The sequence below is a fragment of the Pedobacter sp. SAFR-022 genome (assembly GCF_051965375.1).
Taxonomy (GTDB): Bacteria; Bacteroidota; Bacteroidia; order Sphingobacteriales; family Sphingobacteriaceae; genus Pedobacter.
Window position 1 is genome coordinate 1209559 of sequence record NZ_JBQCME010000001.1, and the last position, 17734, is coordinate 1227292.

The following is a 17734-nucleotide window of genomic DNA, read 5'->3' on the forward strand; positions in this document are numbered from 1 at the left end:
GGTAGCGTCGTAATATTAACCTCTGCCGCCACGGGTTGCCCTGGTAGCTCCCGAGCCTCCGTTGCTGCTTCTTGGTTCGGCAGCACGTTGTGGCGCTTGTACACGCTCTGTACGTTGCGGGCTGGACATCTGCTGACGCTGCTGGCGTTGCTGAGATTCCCGCTGCTGGCGTTCCGCCTGATCCCGTTGCTGACGCTGTTGTGCCTCACGTTGTTGATTTTGCTGGCTTTCACGCTGCTGGCGCTGTGCCTGCTCACGTTGCTCCCGCTGCTGTGCATCGCGTTGTTGACGTTCTGCCTGGTCGCGCTGCTGGCGTTGTGCAAGATCACGCTGCTGCGCATCGCGTTGTTCCCTTTGCTGTGCATCGCGCTGTACATTTTCAACCTGATTCCGCTGTGCGGTTTCGCGTTGCTCACGTTGTGCACGGGCAGCAAGTGCCCTTTGTTCGCTGCTGCTGTTCCTGTCCTTGGTCGCTCTATCCAGCGTTACACGTTCAGAAGAGATCCGGTTATCGTTGTTTCTATCGGTCCGGTTCTCGATGCTTCTGGCAGAAGGTCTCACCTGGTTTTCAGTCCGCTGTTGCGGACGCTCATTCCGGACATCATTCCTGTTCCGGGTACTGCTTGTTGCGCCACGATCATTCCTCACAAGCGCATCCTTTTGTACAACAGTCCTAGGTGCCGCTTTACGGTTATCTAGGCCTCTAACAGGGCGTGGATTGTAAACGTTCACGGTGTTGTTTGAAATACCGCTTCTGCCTGGACGGTCAATTCTGTTGATGTTGTAAACCGGTACATCGCGATTGATGACCCTTCTGATCTCGTCCCTTCTTGGTCCGGTATAATAAGTATTACGGTTATGTACATAAACATTGTTGATGATCACCGTATTGCTGATGTACCTTGGATTTCTGTAAGATCGGTATCTTGGAAAGCGGTCTACATATATCCTGGTTTGCGGCACGAATACCCACCAGAAGCTTGGAACATTAAATCCAATGCTGATGCTTGGTCCGAGCGGTGCCCAGCCATATTGGCCAGCGCCACTGCGCCAGTTTACCCATGCAGGTCCCCAGGTGGTGTCTGGAATCCAAAGCCATTGATTATAGCGGTCGGTTACCCAGCGGCCATAGTGGAAAGGTGCCCAGCCCCAGTCATATTCTGATACCCAAGTGTTACCATATTCGGTCATCACCCAGCGGCCGTTGGTGTAGTAAGGCCGGAATTCGCGCTGATCAACATCCGGGCGCCATACGTACCCATACTGCGGATCCTGAATCCAGGTGCCATAAGGAGAAAGCTCATCGTAGAAAGTCTGTAACGAGATGTCCTCGTCTTGTGCAAACACTTTCTGGTTGATTCCGGTGAGGAGCAGTATGAGCCCCAGCACAAGCGCCGGTAGTTTAATCATGTGTTTCATGGTATTTAGATTTGTGTGTGTCTTATTGATTTCTAACCTAAAATCTATTGGTAGGAATGGATGAAAAGGCAATAGTTTAATTATGCTTGCATAATAACAATTATATTACAATTGCCCAGGTCTGGTCTTAAAAATTTGAACGCAGTTTTTAAAAGAACTATTCAATATACTGAATATTAGATGATCAATCAACTGAAAAGGTTGCATGTGACCTAAAGATTATACTTCAATTTGCTGGAATTCGCTTTACAAGTAATTATTTCGACCTTTGTGATCTAAATCATCATCATGGAAAAAGGGGTTCTGTTTCTTATACCTGTACCGCTGGCGGAAAACGCGGCGCATAAATCTTTCACGGCTTACAACATCGAAGTCATCAATGCCATCAATACTTACATTGTGGAGAATGAGAAGACTGCCCGTAAGTTTCTAAAAGAAGCAGGTATCAAGATCCCACAGAGTGAACTCGTGATCCATGACTATGGAAAGCATAAACGTGGCAACTCCATGGTGCCCTTCTTCAAAGAGCTGATGACCGGAAAAGATGTGGGGTTGATGAGTGAGGCGGGTTGCCCAGGCGTTGCTGATCCTGGTGCTGAAGTGGTTGCGGAAGCCCACAAACGTGGGATCAAAGTGGTTCCACTATCTGGACCTAACTCCATTCTGCTGGCCTTAATGGCTTCCGGATTCAACGGACAAAGCTTTACCTTTCATGGTTACATCCCGATTGACAAGGTAGAACGCGGTAAGCGGATCAAGGAACTGGAACAGCTTGCGGAGAAGAATCGCCAAACACAGATCTTCATTGAAACGCCGTTCCGTAACAATCACCTGTTTGATGATATCCTGAAGAACACTGCTGCGCAGACCTTACTTTGCGTGGCGAGCAATTTAACCGCTGAAGACGAGTTTGTAAAAACGCAGACCATCGGACAATGGAAGCAAGAGAAGATCGATCTGCATAAGAAACCAACCATCTTTCTGATCTACCGCCAGCATCTGCGCTAAGCGCTGCAAGCCTCCTGAACATCAAGCAATAAGCCTCAATAGGAGCATGCTGCAGTGATCACGCTTAAACACTGTCCAACCAGTAGCTAGCGGTACATATTCTTGCCTTCAATAAACTCCAACACGCTATCTGGCAGGAAGAACTGCACGTTTTTACCTTCCTTGATGGCGTTCCTGATGAAGGTCGAAGAAATCTCCATGTTTGGCGTATCCGTTACCCGGATCGCCGGATGATTGGCCCAGTCGCTAATGTCCGAGCCAGGTCTTGGGTACACATAGATCTTGTAGTTCGCCAGCAGTACCTCATAATTCTTCCATTTCTTGAGTGAAGCGAGATTATCCGCACCCATGATCAGCGCGAACTCCCTGCCAGGGTATTTCTCATTCAGGTAAGCCAGTGTATCCACCGTATAGGAGGGCTGAGGAAGCCCGAATTCGATGTTACTCACCTTCACGCGTTCCGCCTGCTCCGTCGCCAGCCTGGTCATCTCCAGCCGATCATACATGTTGGTCAGTTTACGCTTATCCTTTAAAGGATTGTGCGGCGATACCACCATCCATACCTCATCAAGATCCGTAAAGTTGGCCATGTAACTGGCGATGATCAGGTGCCCGGTATGTACCGGATTAAATGAACCGAAGAACAAACCTACTTTCATCAGCTGGGGTAACTATTTGTTTATGAAATCAGCAACCAACTGCTCTGCTTCCATGCAAGCTGTTTCAAGATCATAATTCTTCAAAATCACGTCGAACTTGTCAGCATACTGAAGCTCCTTTTCAGCCTTTACAAAGCGCTCTTGCAGCTTTTCAACGCTATCGGTACCTCTGCCGCTCAAACGTTCCTTAAGCACCTCTAATGAGGGTGGCTGAACGAATATTGCCAGGGCATCCTGCTCGTATTTGCGTTTCAGACGTAAGCCACCTTCAACGTCGATGTCGAAGATCACATGTTTGTCTTCATTCCAGATACGCTCGATCTCTGAGCGAAGTGTACCATAGAAAGTACCGCTGTAAACTTCCTCAAACTCTACAAATTCCTGGCGGGCAACGCGGTGTAAGAAGTCTTCTTTGGTGATAAAATAATAGTCGTTTTCATGAACCTCAGCACCTCTTGACTCTCTGGTTGTCGCAGAAATGGAGAAGCTTAAGTTGGGGAATTTCTTTAAAAGATGCTTTACGATGGTTGTTTTACCAGCACCTGAAGGAGCGGAAAATATAATGAGTTTACCTTGTTTCATTTGTGTATGTTGAGCCTGTTAGAGTACGTTTAACAGCTGTTCCTTAATCTTTTCCAATTCTTCTTTCATGCCCACAACCAATTGCTGGATCTGTGCATCATTTGCTTTGGCACCCATGGTGTTGATCTCACGACCAATCTCCTGAGAGATGAATCCAAGCTTTTTACCGTTTGCATCTTTGCTTTTCAGAGTCTGTGTGAAGTATTCACAGTGACTTCTAAGACGTATCTTTTCTTCTGTAATATCCAGTTTATCAATGTAATAGATTAGTTCCTGCTCCAGGCGGTTCTGGTCTATATTCACTTTACCTACGTTGTCTTCTAGAAATTGGTTCAGGCGTGCCCTGATCTGAGGAATCCGCGAAGGCTCCAACACTTCAATCTGAGAGAAAAGATCGAGAATGTTCTTTATCCGAAGCTCCAGGTCGGTTTTAAGCACTTCACCCTCGGTAACTCTAAACTGGTTGAAGTTCTGTAAGGCGGCCATAAATGTGCTGTGCACAATATCCCAGTCACCTTCATTTACCACTTCTTCCGCGTAGGAAATTACCTCCGGAAGGTTCAATACTGCCTGTAGCAGGTTGTTTGAATTGGCACCAAGATTTACGTTTATCGCTTCAAGCTCACGGTAATATTTGCTTAGTAAAGCGGCATTGATGGTTGCGCCTTTAAGACTTTCTTCGCCGCGTTCAATGTTGATGGAAACATTTACTTTTCCGCGTTCAATGTCTTTACTGCAGATGTTGCGTAATAGCAGTTCCTTTTCAGAAAAGGCTTTTGGCAGCTTCAGGTTGAGTTCCAGAAACTTACTGTTCAGGGATTTGATCTCGACAGAAAACTTGCTGTTTTCATGATCAGTAGAAGCCAGGCCAAAACCTGTCATTGATTTTATCATGTGCAAAGATATGATTTATTGTTAAAATGCTTAATTCCTGCGATTTTTTAAGCTCAATATTGCGCCGCTATTGGCATTTAACATAATTTAACTTCAAAGCTCCTTAACAAAATGTAATTTTGCACGTTACCACTTACATGATGCGTCGACTGATCTATCTTCTTAGCCTGTCTGCTTTTAGCCTTTTTCCAGAGGCCGAGGCGCTTGCGCAACAGGAGTTTCAGCTTAACGGTGTAGTCATGGAAAATGGCAGTAACAATCGCATCGCCTTAAGCGAAATTACCAATAAGCGGAACAAGTTCGTGGTAGGCAGTAATGATCTCGGGATCTTCCAAATTAAAGCGGCTATCGGCGATACGCTGGTGGTGGTAAAAAGAGACTTCGGCGACCGGGAAATCATCGTCACCTCACAGCAGGATGTGCTGGTAAGGATGAACCGTACCACGCTGAATACCGTAAATATCTATGGGCAGACCAGGAAAGAGGAGCTCAACGCCGTAAAAAAAGATTTCCGGAACAAGGGATCTTTTTACGCCGGCAAACCACCATTGCTTTCTTACATCTTTACTCCACTCACGGCCATTTATGAGCTTTTCGGCAAAACACCGAAAAATGCAAAACGCTTCAACAGGTACTACAACAATGAGATGCAGCAGTCTCAGATAGACGGCTTCTTCAATGAAGAACTCATCAAGAAGAATACGCCGCTTACTGGAAAAGACCTCGAAAACTTCATGTTGAACTACCGGCCTGAATACGAGAAAGCAAAAAACTGGACCACCTACGATGCCATCAAACACATCCGGGATTCTTATGCCCAATATGCCGATACACTGAATAAGTCAGGCAAATAAGCATCAGCTTAAGCCTGATAACAGGGAGCGGCAAGGCAATCTTAGGGGATCGGCTAAGCTACCCAAGCAAGAAAAGAGGGGAATGAAAATCTAGATGGCAAGCGCTTCACATGCTTTTTCGGCAGCAAGCTTCTCGGCGTTTTTCTTGTTGTAGTCTCTTCCAACACCTACAATATCACCGTCTACAATGGCATGTATGGTAAAAAGTTTGGAGCTTTCACCGGCATCGTTCTCCACCACTTCGAAGGTAAAATCTTTACCCTGGCGCTGGCACCATTCAATAAGTTTACTCTTGAAATTCGTTTCTGTTTGCTCCAGTGTATGGATGTCGATATAAGGCTTCACGATCCGTTTCAGCAGGAATTCTTTAGTGAAATCGTAGCCCTTGTCTAAATAGACGGCACCAACTAATGCTTCAAAAGCATCACCCAGCATAGAATGATGCTTTGACTGCATATTAACCATCTTTTGATCGAAGACGATCAATTGATCGAAACCCATTTTACGGGCCAGTTGGTTCAGATTTGCGCGGTTAACAATCTTGGAGCGCATTTCAGTCAGGAAGCCTTCTTCCTTGTAAGGATAGCTTTTAAAAAGCAGCTCAGCGATAACGGAGCCCAAGATGGCATCACCCAGAAATTCCAGACGCTCATTGCTGCTTCTGCTACCATTCTTTAACAATCTGGCAACAGAGCGATGTCTGAAAGCCATCTTATAGAGCACAATATTTCCGGGAATGAAGCCTAGAATATTCCTAAGCTTCCTGATAAAAACCTTATCAGCCGAGAAATAAAGCTTATAAAGTCTAAGCAACGCCTGTCATTGTTAAAGAAACCAACATTTTTTACGCTTCGTACTTTTTGAATACTACAGATGCATTGTGACCACCAAAACCGAATGTGTTACTTAATGCAGCACGAACAGTACGTTTTTCAGCCTTGTTAAACGTGAAGTTTAAGTTCGCATCAAACTGCGGATCATCTGTAAAGTGGTTGATCGTAGGCGGAACAATGTCATTCTTAACCGCTAATATCGCTGCAATGGCTTCTATAGCACCAGCAGCACCCAATAAGTGGCCGGTCATAGACTTTGTTGAGCTGATGTTCAGGTTATAGGCATGTTCTCCGAAAAGATCAAGAATCGCACTGATTTCTGAAATATCACCCAGTGGGGTAGATGTTCCGTGTACGTTGATGTAATCAATGTCTGAAGTGTTCATTCTCGCGTCATTCAAAGCATTGCTCATCACCATCTTAGCACCCAGACCCTGAGGATGTGGCGCGGTAATGTGATTTGCATCTGCACTCATGCCACCACCAACAATTTCAGCATAGATTTTAGCACCGCGTTTTTTCGCGTGTTCCAGTTCTTCCAGGATAATGGTACCGGCACCTTCACCCGCTACAAAGCCCTCACGGTCTTTGTCGAATGGACGGGAAGCGGTTGCAGGATCGTCATTTCTGGTCGAAAGAGCGTGCATAGCATTAAATCCACCAATACCAGCTTCGTTGATAATAGCTTCAGAACCCCCTGAAATGATCAGGTCAGTCATGCCCAGACGAATGTAGTTATACGCGTCGATCATGGCATTGGTAGAAGAAGCACAAGCGGAAACTGTGGCGAAGTTTGGTCCGCGAAGACCATATTTAATAGATATATGTCCTGGAACAATATCTATAATCATCTTTGGAATAAAGAAAGGGTTGATCCTTGGGGTACCATCGCCAGAGAAGAAATTACGCATCTCTTCAAGGAATGTCTTAATACCACCAATTCCAGAGCCCCAGATCACACCAATCCGGTTGGTGTCAAGGGTAGAAAAATCAAGTTGACTATCTTTAACTGCCTCATCTGTAGAAGCAATTGCATACTGGACAAATGGATCAAGCTTACGTGCTTCTTTTCTATCCATGAACTCTTCAGGATTGAAATTCTTAAGCTCGCATGCAAATTTAGTCTTGAATTTTTCGGTGTCAAAACCTGTGATTGGCCCAGCGCCGCTCACACCATTCAGCAAAGCGTCCCAGTATTCCGGGACGGTATTACCAATTGGAGTGAGCGCACCTAAACCTGTAACTACTACTCTTTTTAATTCCATTTATACGGATTATACGGAGACCGTATGTTTTACTTTACGTTTTTCTCTAAGTAAGCAACTGCTTGACCAACTGTACCAATGGTTTCAGCTTGATCATCTGGAATTGCTACATTGAATTCTTTTTCGAATTCCATAATCAACTCTACAGTATCTAATGAATCCGCACCTAAGTCGTTAGTGAAAGAAGCTTCTGGGGTAACTTCGTTTTCATCAACACCTAATTTTTCAACGATAATAGCCTTAACTCTTGAAGCAATATCAGACATAATGTTATAATTTAATGGTTAAATAATTCAGTGCAAAGAAAAATAAATTCTAACACATTTCAAATGTTTTTATTTCTCTGGGTTCCTATTGTTTTATTTCAAACGGCAAAGTTAGAATTAGTTTTATAATTTCGTGGTCTAAAGCAATTAATCTGATTTGACCAAGACTTACTTAAAATTATCCCTCGATCTAGACTTTACACTGATTGCAATAACGGCGCCTTTGAAAGATTATGTGCTTTGCCACAAAATTAATACAAGGCTCAATTACAACTTCAGTAAAATCGACGATCACGAAGTCTATTTCAACATAGACGAACCTGCCTTAGCCTTCTCCAAGTACCAATTTGAAGCCGAACAAGGCGGTAACGTTTACTTCATTGTTAACAATCGAAATCCTGAAGGGTTTTTAATTCCTGAAATGAACAAAGTCGATTATTTCCTTGTTGTACACAATTATATCGATGCGGAAGATCTGGATTTAATGTTGAAGGGTTTAAACCAAATACCTGATATACAGCTCGCTGTGCAGGTCGACCCATTAAAGCTGAAGTCGAGGGAAAACCTCGTTATGTAATTTTTACACCAGCGGTGTATTAAATACACTATATTTGAATCTTGCAATAAACAGTAAATTAACGAATAAGCAGCAGGATTTTAGGTGATCACCTTTTATTTTAGCGCTGTTTATCCAACATTAATAAAAGTAAATTCCAATGAAACCTTTTCATTCAAGAACAAAAATTGTGGCCACTTTGGGCCCTGCCTCAGCGAAACCAGAAGTTTTATTTAGTATGTTCAATGCAGGATTGGATGTTTGCCGCCTAAACTTTTCCCATGGCTCACAAGCTGTTCACCAGGAAGTTTTGGATACCATCAGAAGTCTGAACGAGAAATACGATTATAACGTTGGTATTTTAGCTGATTTACAAGGTCCTAAAATCCGCATTGGTATGGTACAAGACGGTGGAATTCACCTGGTTAATGGTAACCGTACCACCATCACCACTAAAGAATGCATTGGTAACGAGGAACGCATATATATTACATACGAAACTTTCCCGCAGGATGTAAAAGCAGGCGAAATCATCCTTTTAGATGATGGTAAACTGCAGCTACGTGTGGTGGAAACCAATCTTCAGGATGAAGTGGTTTGTGAGGTTGTTCACGGTGGTATCCTGACCAGCAGAAAAGGTGTGAACCTTCCGAACACTAAGGTTTCTATCCCTTCCTTAACTGTTGAAGATCGCAAGAACCTTGACTTTGTACTGGAGAACAACGTAGAGTGGATCGGCTTATCTTTCGTTCGTACAGCAGACGATATCCACGAATTAAAAGAAATCATCGCTTCAAGAGGCAAAACAGCTAAGGTTGTAGCCAAGATTGAAAAGCCAGAGGCGATTGCTAATATAGATGCCATTATTGCTGCTTCAGATGCTGTAATGGTTGCGCGTGGTGACCTTGGTGTTGAAATGCCAATGGAAGAAGTTCCATTGTTACAGAAAATGATCGTTAACAAATGTCGTGCAGCTTCTAAACCAGTTATCGTTGCAACACAGATGCTAGAGAGCATGATCACCACCCCACGTCCAACACGTGCAGAGGTAAATGACGTTGCTAACTCTGTATTAGATGGTGCTGATGCCGTGATGTTAAGCGGTGAAACTTCTGTAGGTGAGTTTCCATTGATCGTAATTGAAACCATGCAGAAAATCATCCAGAACATTGAGCAGAACAACTATCCGTTCTATGCAGATAAGTACCTTAAGTCAAGCGCTGAAACTTTCCTAAGTGATGCAGTATGTGATTCAGCAGTATTCCTGGCTAAGCAAACCAAAGCAGTAGGTATCGTATCTATGACTTTAAGCGGTTACACGGCATACGAAATCTCTAGCCACAGACCAGATGCATTGATCTATATCTTCACCAGCAACAGAAGTTTGTTAAACAGCTTAAGCCTGGTATGGGGTGTTCAAGGCTTCTACTACGATAAGTTTGAGAGCACTGATGATACCATCATTGATGTAAACCAGTTCTTGAAAGACAAAAAGCTGATCAAGAAAGGTGATGTGATCATCAACACCGCAGCGATTCCAATGGAGCGTAAGGGTAAAACCAATATGGTAAAGATTACAACAATCGATTAATCGGATAATATAAATTGCAAAATTTTTATAGTTTTGCAATCCGAAAAGGAGAGGTGTCCGAGTGGTTGAAGGAGCACGCCTGGAAAGTGTGTATACCTCAAAAGGGTATCGAGGGTTCGAATCCCTCTCTCTCCGCAGTAAAAAAACAAAGCCCGTTGAGCAATCAACGGGCTTTTTGTTTTTAGTACTCCCTTAATCAATTTCCAGGAACTCATCCTGTTTGAAATCTGCAGCTTTCCATTTGTTTGTCGCAGGCCCCACCCAACACTTCAGCTGTAAATTTGCGTTATCAAAATCACGAACAAACTGATGTTTCAAATGACACAAACAAACAAAACCATTGAAGAAACAAAAGAATACCTAGGGATGTGGGTCACTGAAGACGGCTATATCCGACATGAACTATTATCGAATAACAGGTACGATGAAGCTAGAGGAAAGCGCAAAAACGCGTATCGTGGCAGTTATCAGGTTACCGGTAACCACATCGACTATCAAGATGACACCGGTTTCATTGCTGATGGAGAATTCCGGGAGGGCATCTTGTACCACGCAGGAATGATTCTGTACAAAGAAGGGGTAACAAAGCTCCCAAAAACTAACATGGCATAGAAAACAGGCAAGCACCTTCAACGCCTTTAAAACGCCTATTGTTCAGGTTTTCTCCGGCTGGAGCCGAAGCATAGGCGAACAATAGGCGAAGAATAGGCGGTCAAGAGGCGAACAAGGTCCGAACCTGTAGCAGCGCTATATGCGCTACTTTAAAAGTTTAACGCGGTACAGGTCTGAACGGCGATCCGTAAGGGTCTTAACCGTTCCGTAATGATGTAACTCATCAAGCAGGTGCAAGTCAACGTCCACCACAAGTACCATTTCCGTGTTTGGTGTTGCTTCCGCTTTCACGGCATTGGTTGGAAAGGCAAAGTCTGATGGTGTAAATACCGCGGATTGTGCAAACTGGATATCCATGTTATTCACCTTCGGCAGGTTACCTACGCAACCAGCAATAGCTACGTAGCATTCGTTTTCAATCGCTCTGGCCTGTGCGCAATGACGTACACGGGTATAGCCATTTTGGGTATCAGTTAGAAATGGTACAAAGAGGATCTGCATGCCCTGATCCGCCAGAATGCGGCTTAATTCCGGGAATTCCACGTCGTAACAGATCAGGATACCAACCTTACCGCAGTCCGTGTCGAACACCTGAATGCTATCTCCACCCACCATGCCATAGTATTTCTGTTCATTCGGGGTGATGTGTACCTTACGGTATTCCTCCGTCTTTCCACTGCGGTGGCAGAGGTAAGCGACATTGTACATCTTATTGTCCTCATCAACTACCGGCATGGTGCCTGTAATCACGTTCACGTTATAAGAAACGGCATACTCCTGAATCCTAAGCACGATATCAGGTGTCATTTCGGCAAGCTTACGCATAGCCTCCATTTCTGAAAGGTGGTTATAAGGTGCGAGCAGTGGCGTGTTGAAGAATTCCGGGAACACAACAAAATCAGATTTGTAACCACTTACCGTATCTACGAAAAACTCCACCTGTTCATAGAATGCGTCTATGTCTGGGAAGAGGCGCATCTGCCATTGTACCAGTCCAATGCGGATGGTTTTAGCGGAACGTGCCGAAGCGTCAATGCCTTGGTAGTAGATGTTGTTCCACTCGATCAGTGTTGCAAATTCATGCGATTCATGATCCCCAGGGAGATAGTTCTTTAGCACCTTACGCACGTGAAAATCATTGGAGATCTGGAAGGTCAGCGTTGGGTCGTAAAGTTCCTTTGCCTTTACCTTATCGATGTACTGTCTAGGGGTTAGCGTTTCCGCATGGGCATGATAGCCGGGGATTCGGCCTCCGGCAATGATGCTCTTCAGGTTCAGGTTCTCACAAAGTTCCTTACGCGCTTCGTACAGCCTGCGGCCCAAACGTAATCCGCGGTAATCTGGTGAAACAAAGATCTCTATGCCATAAAGGGTATCCCCATTCGGGTTATGTGTAGAGAAAGTGTAGTTTCCAGTAATCAGGCGGTACGTGTGTTTATCGCCATATTCGTCGTAATCAACGATAATAGATAGTGAGCAGGCCACCACTTTGTCATCAACGGATATACATAGCTGTCCCTCGGGGAACAGGTTCAGTAGTTTGGCAATGCTGTCCTTACTCCAGATCTGACCACCCATGGTATCATAGGCTTGTTCCATCGACTCTTTAAGGTCGTGGTAATCATTCAGGGTAAGTTTTCTAGTTTCAATATTCATATTGTAATGCTTTTATTTTCAGCAAACTTGCTGATGCATGCTGGCGAAGGTACTACACAATGGTCACAGATGCGCAGCTGATCAGCAGTTCTTCCTGTTTAAACAGCTTTTTAAGTTTTTCTTTATAGGCGAGCCAGAAGTCTTTGTCCAGTTCCGGGGCCAGCACCTCATAGATGAGGATGTCGTCTTTAACCGTCTTGTCTTGTTCTTCTTTCCAAAGGCCTTCCGCCGGAGACCGGGTGTACATGGTTAGTCCACCGAATTTCTCCGTAAGCGTTTCTTTGATCTGTTTGAAAAGACTTTCTGGTAAGGCTTCGCCTGATGGATCATATAGTGGCAGGTAGATCTGGATCAGCCGTTGTGGCTGCAATGTGCGGTCTGCTGTGGCTTCCAGCATTTTCCGCGCCTTCTCCGCAGCAACGCGTTCTAATACCTTAAACTTCTTTCCGGCCTGATTATTATAATTGGCGAAAAAAGCTTCCAGCTGATTAAGGGTATCTTCAGGCAGTTCCTCCAGGGAATCAATGCTTGCATACAGTACAGAGACTTCCGGCACGGCGAGATAGCGGTCATTGCGCATCTTCTTGCCATCTCTTTCCTGCTGTTCAGCCGTGATGGCGCCAATGACCCGGCAGTCCATCATACATCCCGGAAAAGTTTCGATTTCCGCAAGCACCAGCACATCCACCGGGTCACCATCGCCACCCACGGTACCTGGAAAAAAGCCGAAGTCGAAGGGAAATACCATACCCGCAGGCATGACTTTCTTCAGCATGAAATTGCCTGTTCCAGGATCGAAGTCGTACTTCTGACCCTGACCTTTTGGTGTTTCAATGATCACCCGCATAGGCAGTGTTTAAATTTTACGTTTATTTTCCAATGCATTGATCACTGTTGCAGCAACCAGTCCGCCAACAAGGTACCACGTTACCGTAAGTGCTTTGGTAGGGCTGGAATAGGTAACGGGTAGGTCGTCTAAGCCCATTGGTCCGGGCAACTCCAGTGCACCGATCCCTGCGGCAAGGCCTGCAACCGTACCTTTTATATATATGTTTTTGGTACCACCCATAGCGATGGCACTATAGTATAGGCCATTACTGATTACATCGCCTGCAAGTGTAGCCAGGTAAAGGTTTTCACCTTCCGGGGGTTCGGCGCCAACTGCTTCCATCGATTTCTCCAAAGCTTCCTCACCCAAAAGATCAATGCGGGGCGCTTTCTCGTAATAACGTTTTACCGTTTCATGCAGGATGTTCAGCGCAATGGCGCCAGCAAATCCACCTATTAATGCGTTGATTAGTTTCATACATATAAAAAGGTTCAAGGCCAGTAAATTGTTTCAAAAACGAGAAACCCCGCCAATTCAATTGGTCGGGGTTTCTCATAGGTTTATAAACGGCGGTGCTTAGAACTTATAACCTAAGCCAAATGACCATACCTGGTTTTTAAATTCAGGGGTGTTTGTAGTACCGTTTTCATTGTTTTTCTGGAAGTCCAATGCATAACGACCGTGGATATCAAGGTTCTCTGTTAAGCCGTAGCGCGCACCGATCACACCACCAAGTAAGCTCTTCTTAAACTGATCGCTGTTTTCATTTACGTCCTCTACAGAACCATAGCCAGTTTCAAACTTGTTCTTAGTAGACAACAGGAATGATACCTGTGGACCAACAACAAGGTCCAATGGGCCTGCTAATCTTACGCTGGCTAAAATTGGAATATCAATAAAGTTTGTAGTTTGTGAGTATTCGCCAAAGTTGTTGGTCAATTTATAACCTTTTTGAGCGAACAATACCTCCGGCGTAAAGGATACGCTTTCCGTTAATGGAATATCTGCAGTTACACCAGCGTTGAAACCAGTTTTACCTTCAGTATTGAAATTATCACCATCATCTTTGATGATATTTGCAATGTTAACACCTGCTTTAACGCCAAATCTAACCGGGCTTTGTGCATTTGCTGCGCCTGCGATAAACAGACCAGCAGCTAGAATAAAAATCTTTTTCATTTGCTTCAATTTTGTTGTTTGATGATTCTATCCTGATCTTAAAAGCTAATTCGACGCACTAGAAGATCATGATCGTTTCATGTTGTGTTCGATCATAGCTATGAAAGAAATGTGCCAAGCGAAGAGGCGGAATTTCAATAACAGGCCTAAAAACGTGTTCTAATAGTAATGGGTGGCATATTAGTGGAGATTGTCAGCGCTTTGAAGATGATATTTCTGGCATCTAAAAGTGTATCGAATTTGATACATTCTTGGTTTATTTTCGGCGTTTGGCGGATTCAGCAGCAGTTTAGACCGATAATTGCAGTAGCAGATCACCATAGCCGATTGTTCACCCGCTTTTCATAATTTAGCAGCTTATTTTAAACCCTGTAATGAAATTTAAGAGATACGCCTTACTTACCATGCTGCTATTTGGCGCAGCGACCCAGGTTAACGCACAGCAAAAATCTTATCTACAAACCTTAGCGGAGCCTAATGCATGGGTTGATTCCGTATTCCATAAAATGAGTAAACGCGAAAAGATCGCGCAGATGTTCTTCATCCGGGCATTAACCAACGCCGACAAAAACTATGAAGATTCTGTAGGCAGGTTTATCCGTCGTGCAAGAGTTGGTGGACTGGTGTTCTTTCAAGGTGGTCCCGGCCGTCAGGCGAACTTAACCAGCACTTACCAGAAGAAAGCGCGCACACCTTTGTTGGTAACGCTGGATGGAGAGTGGGGTTTAGGCATGCGTCTGGATAGCACGGTTTCCTATCCCTACCAGATGGCCTTGGGTGCTGTTCAGGATACCAGCTTGATCTATAAGATGGGACTAGAAGTTGCCAAAGATTTCAAAAGGATCGGCATGCACATGAACCTGGCACCTGATGTTGATGTAAACAACAATGCCGGCAACCCGGTGATCAACTACCGTTCATTTGGGGAAAACAAATATAACGTCGCGGCCAAGTCGGAAGCTTATATGCGCGGCATGCAGGATGGCGGATTATTGGTGAGCCTTAAACACTTTCCGGGACATGGCGATACCGATGTAGATTCACACCATGATCTTCCGCAGCTTAAGTTCACGAAAGAACGTCTGGATAGCCTGGAGCTTTATCCTTTCAAACATCTGATCTCAAAAGGTGCTTCAGGGGTAATGATCGCACACATGAGTATCCCTTCTCTGGATAATACACCAAACTTACCGTCAACATTATCCAAACCGATTGTTACGGGATTACTAAAGGAAGAGCTTGGCTTTAAAGGCATCATCATTTCTGATGCTATGGAGATGAAAGGTGTGGTAAAGTACTTTAAAGAAGGCGAAGCAGATATCAGGGCAATTGAGGCCGGTAATGATATTCTGGAACTTTCTGAAGATACCAGAAGGAGCATCAAGCTGGTACGCCAGGCGGTAAAATCCGGCAGGATCAGCATGGAAAGAATTGATGAGAGTGTAAAGAAGATCCTTACCGCTAAGTATTATGCTGGCCTGAATACCGAACCGGAGATCGGACTGGAAAACGTGGCTGCAGATGTTAATCGCCCGGAAAGCCACGCGCTGGTGCAGGAACTTGCAAATGCTTCTATGACCATGTTACGGGGCAAGCAATTCATCAAATCTTTTGACAAACAGAAGCGCACTGCAGTGATTAGTATTGGTACACCAAATGTCACGACTTTCCAGCATTCCCTGGCTAGCACCTATCCGAATGCCGTGATGTTCACCTTGGATAAAAATGCAAATGCTAATGCAATTGCCAAGGTGATGCGTGAGCTTGGTATGTTCGACCAGATAATTGTTGGCATTCATGATACCCGCAATCGACCCGGGAATGGTATGCCACTAAGTGCTGACTTGAAAATGTTCATGAAAGATCTAGCACAGCGCAACACTGCTTTTGCAATATTTGCGAATCCATATAACCTGGCAAGCTGGGCTGGACTGGAGAACAGCAAAGCATTGCTAATTGCATATCAAAAAGAAGATTTTATGCAGAAGGCAGCGGCTTCGGTACTTAGTCATGCTTTTGAGGCTACAGGCAAGCTACCGGTTTCTGTAAACACCTTCTTCAAATATGGGGACGGGGAATAACAGGCATTGTTAAACTGGTATATAAAAAAGAGGCCTGCACGATAATCGCGCAGGCCTCTTTTTTATATGATCTGAAATTGTTCCTTAAGATTTAGCAGGTGCTTTAACCGCTGCAGTGGTCCAGTTCTTTAGAAATCCCTGGATCTTTTTCACACTGTGACCAGGACCTTCAGCTTTAGCTTCTTCTGCATCTCTTTCCAGGTAACCGGAATCCTGAATGTGCAGCACCTCACCTTTATTGTTCAATACTACGAATACAGGATAGCCGAAACGGCCAGGGTTGCCCAATTTGGTTAAGACCGCTTTATTTTTTACCTCAGGGCTGTAGTTTACCAGTACCCATTCGAAGTTATCATTAAGGTATTTGTTCAGCTCAGGGGTTTTATTTACAAGGTCGTGGAATCGGATGCACCAAATGCACCAGTTGCCACCTACTTGTACCAATACGTTCTTGTCTGATTTTGCAGCTTTTGCAACCGCAGCATCAATGTCTGCTTGTGCGTTTGCCTGCGGATTATAGATGGTTACGGCTTCTTTTTTTGCAGCTTCCTTAGCAGGTGCAGGCGCATTCTGCGCGAATGCGCTGATGGAGAATACCGATGCAAGAGCCAGGGAAAAGATTAGTTTTTTCATGTATTTAAAATTTGATTTTATTGCTGAAGCAACCTGAATTGCTTCCTGGTTTTTTGTTGGTTTAGTTAATGATCAAAGGTAAATACAATAATAAAGCCGAGTGTTTCTATAGAGTAAATTTATTTTGATGGGTGTTGCTGTAAGCTGCTTGTAATGAGTGTCAATGGTGCCGCTCTAAAGGGCATTAAATTAGACGAACTTCGTTGGATCAGGGTTAATCTGCTTAATCACACGACAGGGGTTACCTGCAGCAAAAACATTGTCTGGAACATTTTTAGTCACCACACTACCTGCACCTATTGTCGTATTGTTGCCGATTGTTACACCAGGACAGATGATAGCGCCCCCGCCAATCCAGACATTGTCACCAATGGTAATTGGCGAAGCCAGTTCGGGACCTTTGATGCGCTCTTCAGCCGCAAGTGGATGATATGCGGTATAGATCTGCACATAGGGGCCGCACATGACGTTTTTGCCAATGGTAACCTGCGCGCAATCCAGGATCACACAATTAAAGTTCATGAAGAAGTTTTCACCAGCAGTGATGTGGGTTCCGTAGTCACAGAAGAAAGGTGGTTGAATATCTATGGTGCTGCAGGAGCCTAAGAGTTGTTTTAGTGTTTCGTTGCGTGTTTCCAAGGGCTGGCCCATTTGCTGGTTGTACTGTCCTAGCAGGCTCCTGGCTTTTTCACGCATTTCCACCAGGGTGGGATCATTGGCATTATATAGCTCAGCATCAAGCATTTTTTGAAGTTCTGTTTTCATGGGCCAAATTTAGGTTAATGAACAATGATTGATCTTCATTGTTCATTAAAAT

At 44.5% G+C, this 17734-nt stretch carries 19 protein-coding genes and 1 tRNA gene; 7 read left to right on the plus strand and 13 right to left on the minus strand.

Annotation, left to right across the window (positions count from 1 at the left end; translation table 11 throughout):
* Positions 1-15: 15 nt before the first annotated feature.
* A complete protein-coding gene (locus ACTHQF_RS05280; RefSeq protein WP_440428865.1) occupies positions 16-1419 on the minus strand; it encodes a DUF6600 domain-containing protein in 1404 nt (467 codons plus the stop codon).
* Between the two features lie 288 nt (positions 1420-1707).
* Here ACTHQF_RS05280 and ACTHQF_RS05285 point away from each other — a divergent pair, with 288 nt between their 5' ends.
* The gene (locus ACTHQF_RS05285) at positions 1708-2427 is read left to right on the plus strand and encodes an SAM-dependent methyltransferase (RefSeq protein WP_440428867.1); all 720 of its coding nucleotides are present in this window, start codon (positions 1708-1710) and stop codon (positions 2425-2427) included.
* 86 nt (positions 2428-2513) lie between these two features.
* Here ACTHQF_RS05285 and nadD read toward each other — a convergent pair whose 3' ends face one another.
* From nadD to ACTHQF_RS05300, 3 genes are read right to left on the minus strand one after another with little or no spacing between them, the layout of a single operon-like run.
* The gene (gene nadD, locus ACTHQF_RS05290) at positions 2514-3086 is read right to left on the minus strand and encodes a nicotinate (nicotinamide) nucleotide adenylyltransferase (protein WP_440428868.1); all 573 of its coding nucleotides are present in this window, start codon (positions 3084-3086) and stop codon (positions 2514-2516) included.
* A gap of 12 nt (positions 3087-3098) precedes the next feature.
* On the minus strand, positions 3099-3668 hold the full coding sequence (gene gmk / locus ACTHQF_RS05295) for a guanylate kinase (RefSeq protein ID WP_440428869.1): 570 nt from the start codon (positions 3666-3668) through the stop codon (positions 3099-3101).
* 18 nt (positions 3669-3686) lie between these two features.
* The gene (locus ACTHQF_RS05300; protein ID WP_440428989.1) at positions 3687-4550 is read right to left on the minus strand and encodes a YicC/YloC family endoribonuclease; all 864 of its coding nucleotides are present in this window, start codon (positions 4548-4550) and stop codon (positions 3687-3689) included.
* Between the two features lie 131 nt (positions 4551-4681).
* On the opposite strand from ACTHQF_RS05300, the gene ACTHQF_RS05305 reads away from it, so the two are divergent.
* The gene (locus tag ACTHQF_RS05305) at positions 4682-5416 is read left to right on the plus strand and encodes a hypothetical protein (protein WP_440428870.1); all 735 of its coding nucleotides are present in this window, start codon (positions 4682-4684) and stop codon (positions 5414-5416) included.
* A 90-nt stretch (positions 5417-5506) separates the two neighbouring features.
* Here ACTHQF_RS05305 and rnc read toward each other — a convergent pair whose 3' ends face one another.
* Genes rnc through ACTHQF_RS05320 form a run of 3 tightly spaced genes read right to left on the minus strand, consistent with a single transcriptional unit; the run spans position 5507 to position 7780 of the window.
* Positions 5507-6229 (minus strand): ribonuclease III, encoded by a 723-nt coding sequence (gene rnc, locus ACTHQF_RS05310; protein ID WP_440428871.1) that lies wholly within the window; start codon positions 6227-6229, stop codon positions 5507-5509.
* Positions 6230-6260: 31 nt separating this feature from the next.
* On the minus strand, positions 6261-7514 hold the full coding sequence (gene fabF, locus ACTHQF_RS05315; protein WP_440428873.1) for a beta-ketoacyl-ACP synthase II: 1254 nt from the start codon (positions 7512-7514) through the stop codon (positions 6261-6263).
* A 29-nt stretch (positions 7515-7543) separates the two neighbouring features.
* Positions 7544-7780, minus strand: a complete 237-nt coding sequence (locus tag ACTHQF_RS05320) for an acyl carrier protein (RefSeq protein ID WP_091367661.1) — start codon at positions 7778-7780, stop codon at positions 7544-7546.
* Positions 7781-7937: 157 nt separating this feature from the next.
* On the opposite strand from ACTHQF_RS05320, the gene ACTHQF_RS05325 reads away from it, so the two are divergent.
* The 4 genes from ACTHQF_RS05325 (at position 7938) to ACTHQF_RS05340 (ending at position 10539) form a co-directional block, all read left to right on the plus strand.
* Positions 7938-8357, plus strand: coding sequence for an IPExxxVDY family protein (locus ACTHQF_RS05325; RefSeq protein WP_440428874.1), 420 nt, complete (start codon positions 7938-7940; stop codon positions 8355-8357).
* A gap of 139 nt (positions 8358-8496) precedes the next feature.
* Positions 8497-9927, plus strand: coding sequence for a pyruvate kinase (gene pyk / locus ACTHQF_RS05330; protein WP_440428875.1), 1431 nt, complete (start codon positions 8497-8499; stop codon positions 9925-9927).
* Between the two features lie 47 nt (positions 9928-9974).
* Positions 9975-10062 (plus strand) — tRNA-Ser (locus ACTHQF_RS05335).
* Positions 10063-10245: 183 nt separating this feature from the next.
* Entirely contained in the window at positions 10246-10539 is a 294-nt protein-coding gene (locus tag ACTHQF_RS05340) for an Atu4866 domain-containing protein (protein WP_440428876.1), read from the plus strand.
* Positions 10540-10683: 144 nt separating this feature from the next.
* Here ACTHQF_RS05340 and ACTHQF_RS05345 read toward each other — a convergent pair whose 3' ends face one another.
* The 4 genes from ACTHQF_RS05345 to ACTHQF_RS05360 all read right to left on the minus strand — a co-directional run bounded on the left by ACTHQF_RS05345 (position 10684) and on the right by ACTHQF_RS05360 (position 14203).
* Entirely contained in the window at positions 10684-12195 is a 1512-nt protein-coding gene (locus ACTHQF_RS05345) for a GNAT family N-acetyltransferase (protein WP_440428878.1), read from the minus strand.
* Between the two features lie 52 nt (positions 12196-12247).
* Positions 12248-13042 (minus strand): inorganic diphosphatase, encoded by a 795-nt coding sequence (locus ACTHQF_RS05350; RefSeq protein ID WP_440428879.1) that lies wholly within the window; start codon positions 13040-13042, stop codon positions 12248-12250.
* Between the two features lie 9 nt (positions 13043-13051).
* Positions 13052-13501, minus strand: coding sequence for a hypothetical protein (locus tag ACTHQF_RS05355; protein ID WP_440428880.1), 450 nt, complete (start codon positions 13499-13501; stop codon positions 13052-13054).
* Between the two features lie 99 nt (positions 13502-13600).
* Positions 13601-14203: a porin family protein gene (locus ACTHQF_RS05360; protein ID WP_440428881.1), complete on the minus strand. Its 603-nt coding sequence runs from the start codon at positions 14201-14203 to the stop codon at positions 13601-13603.
* 374 nt (positions 14204-14577) lie between these two features.
* Between ACTHQF_RS05360 and ACTHQF_RS05365 the strand changes: the two genes are divergently transcribed.
* Positions 14578-16284: a glycoside hydrolase family 3 protein gene (locus ACTHQF_RS05365; protein ID WP_440428882.1), complete on the plus strand. Its 1707-nt coding sequence runs from the start codon at positions 14578-14580 to the stop codon at positions 16282-16284.
* Positions 16285-16368: 84 nt separating this feature from the next.
* Here ACTHQF_RS05365 and ACTHQF_RS05370 read toward each other — a convergent pair whose 3' ends face one another.
* Both ACTHQF_RS05370 and ACTHQF_RS05375 read right to left on the minus strand, forming a co-directional pair.
* Entirely contained in the window at positions 16369-16917 is a 549-nt protein-coding gene (locus tag ACTHQF_RS05370; protein WP_440428883.1) for a thioredoxin family protein, read from the minus strand.
* Positions 16918-17106: 189 nt separating this feature from the next.
* Positions 17107-17682: a sugar O-acetyltransferase gene (locus ACTHQF_RS05375; RefSeq protein ID WP_440428884.1), complete on the minus strand. Its 576-nt coding sequence runs from the start codon at positions 17680-17682 to the stop codon at positions 17107-17109.
* Between the last annotated feature and the right edge of the window lie 52 nt (positions 17683-17734).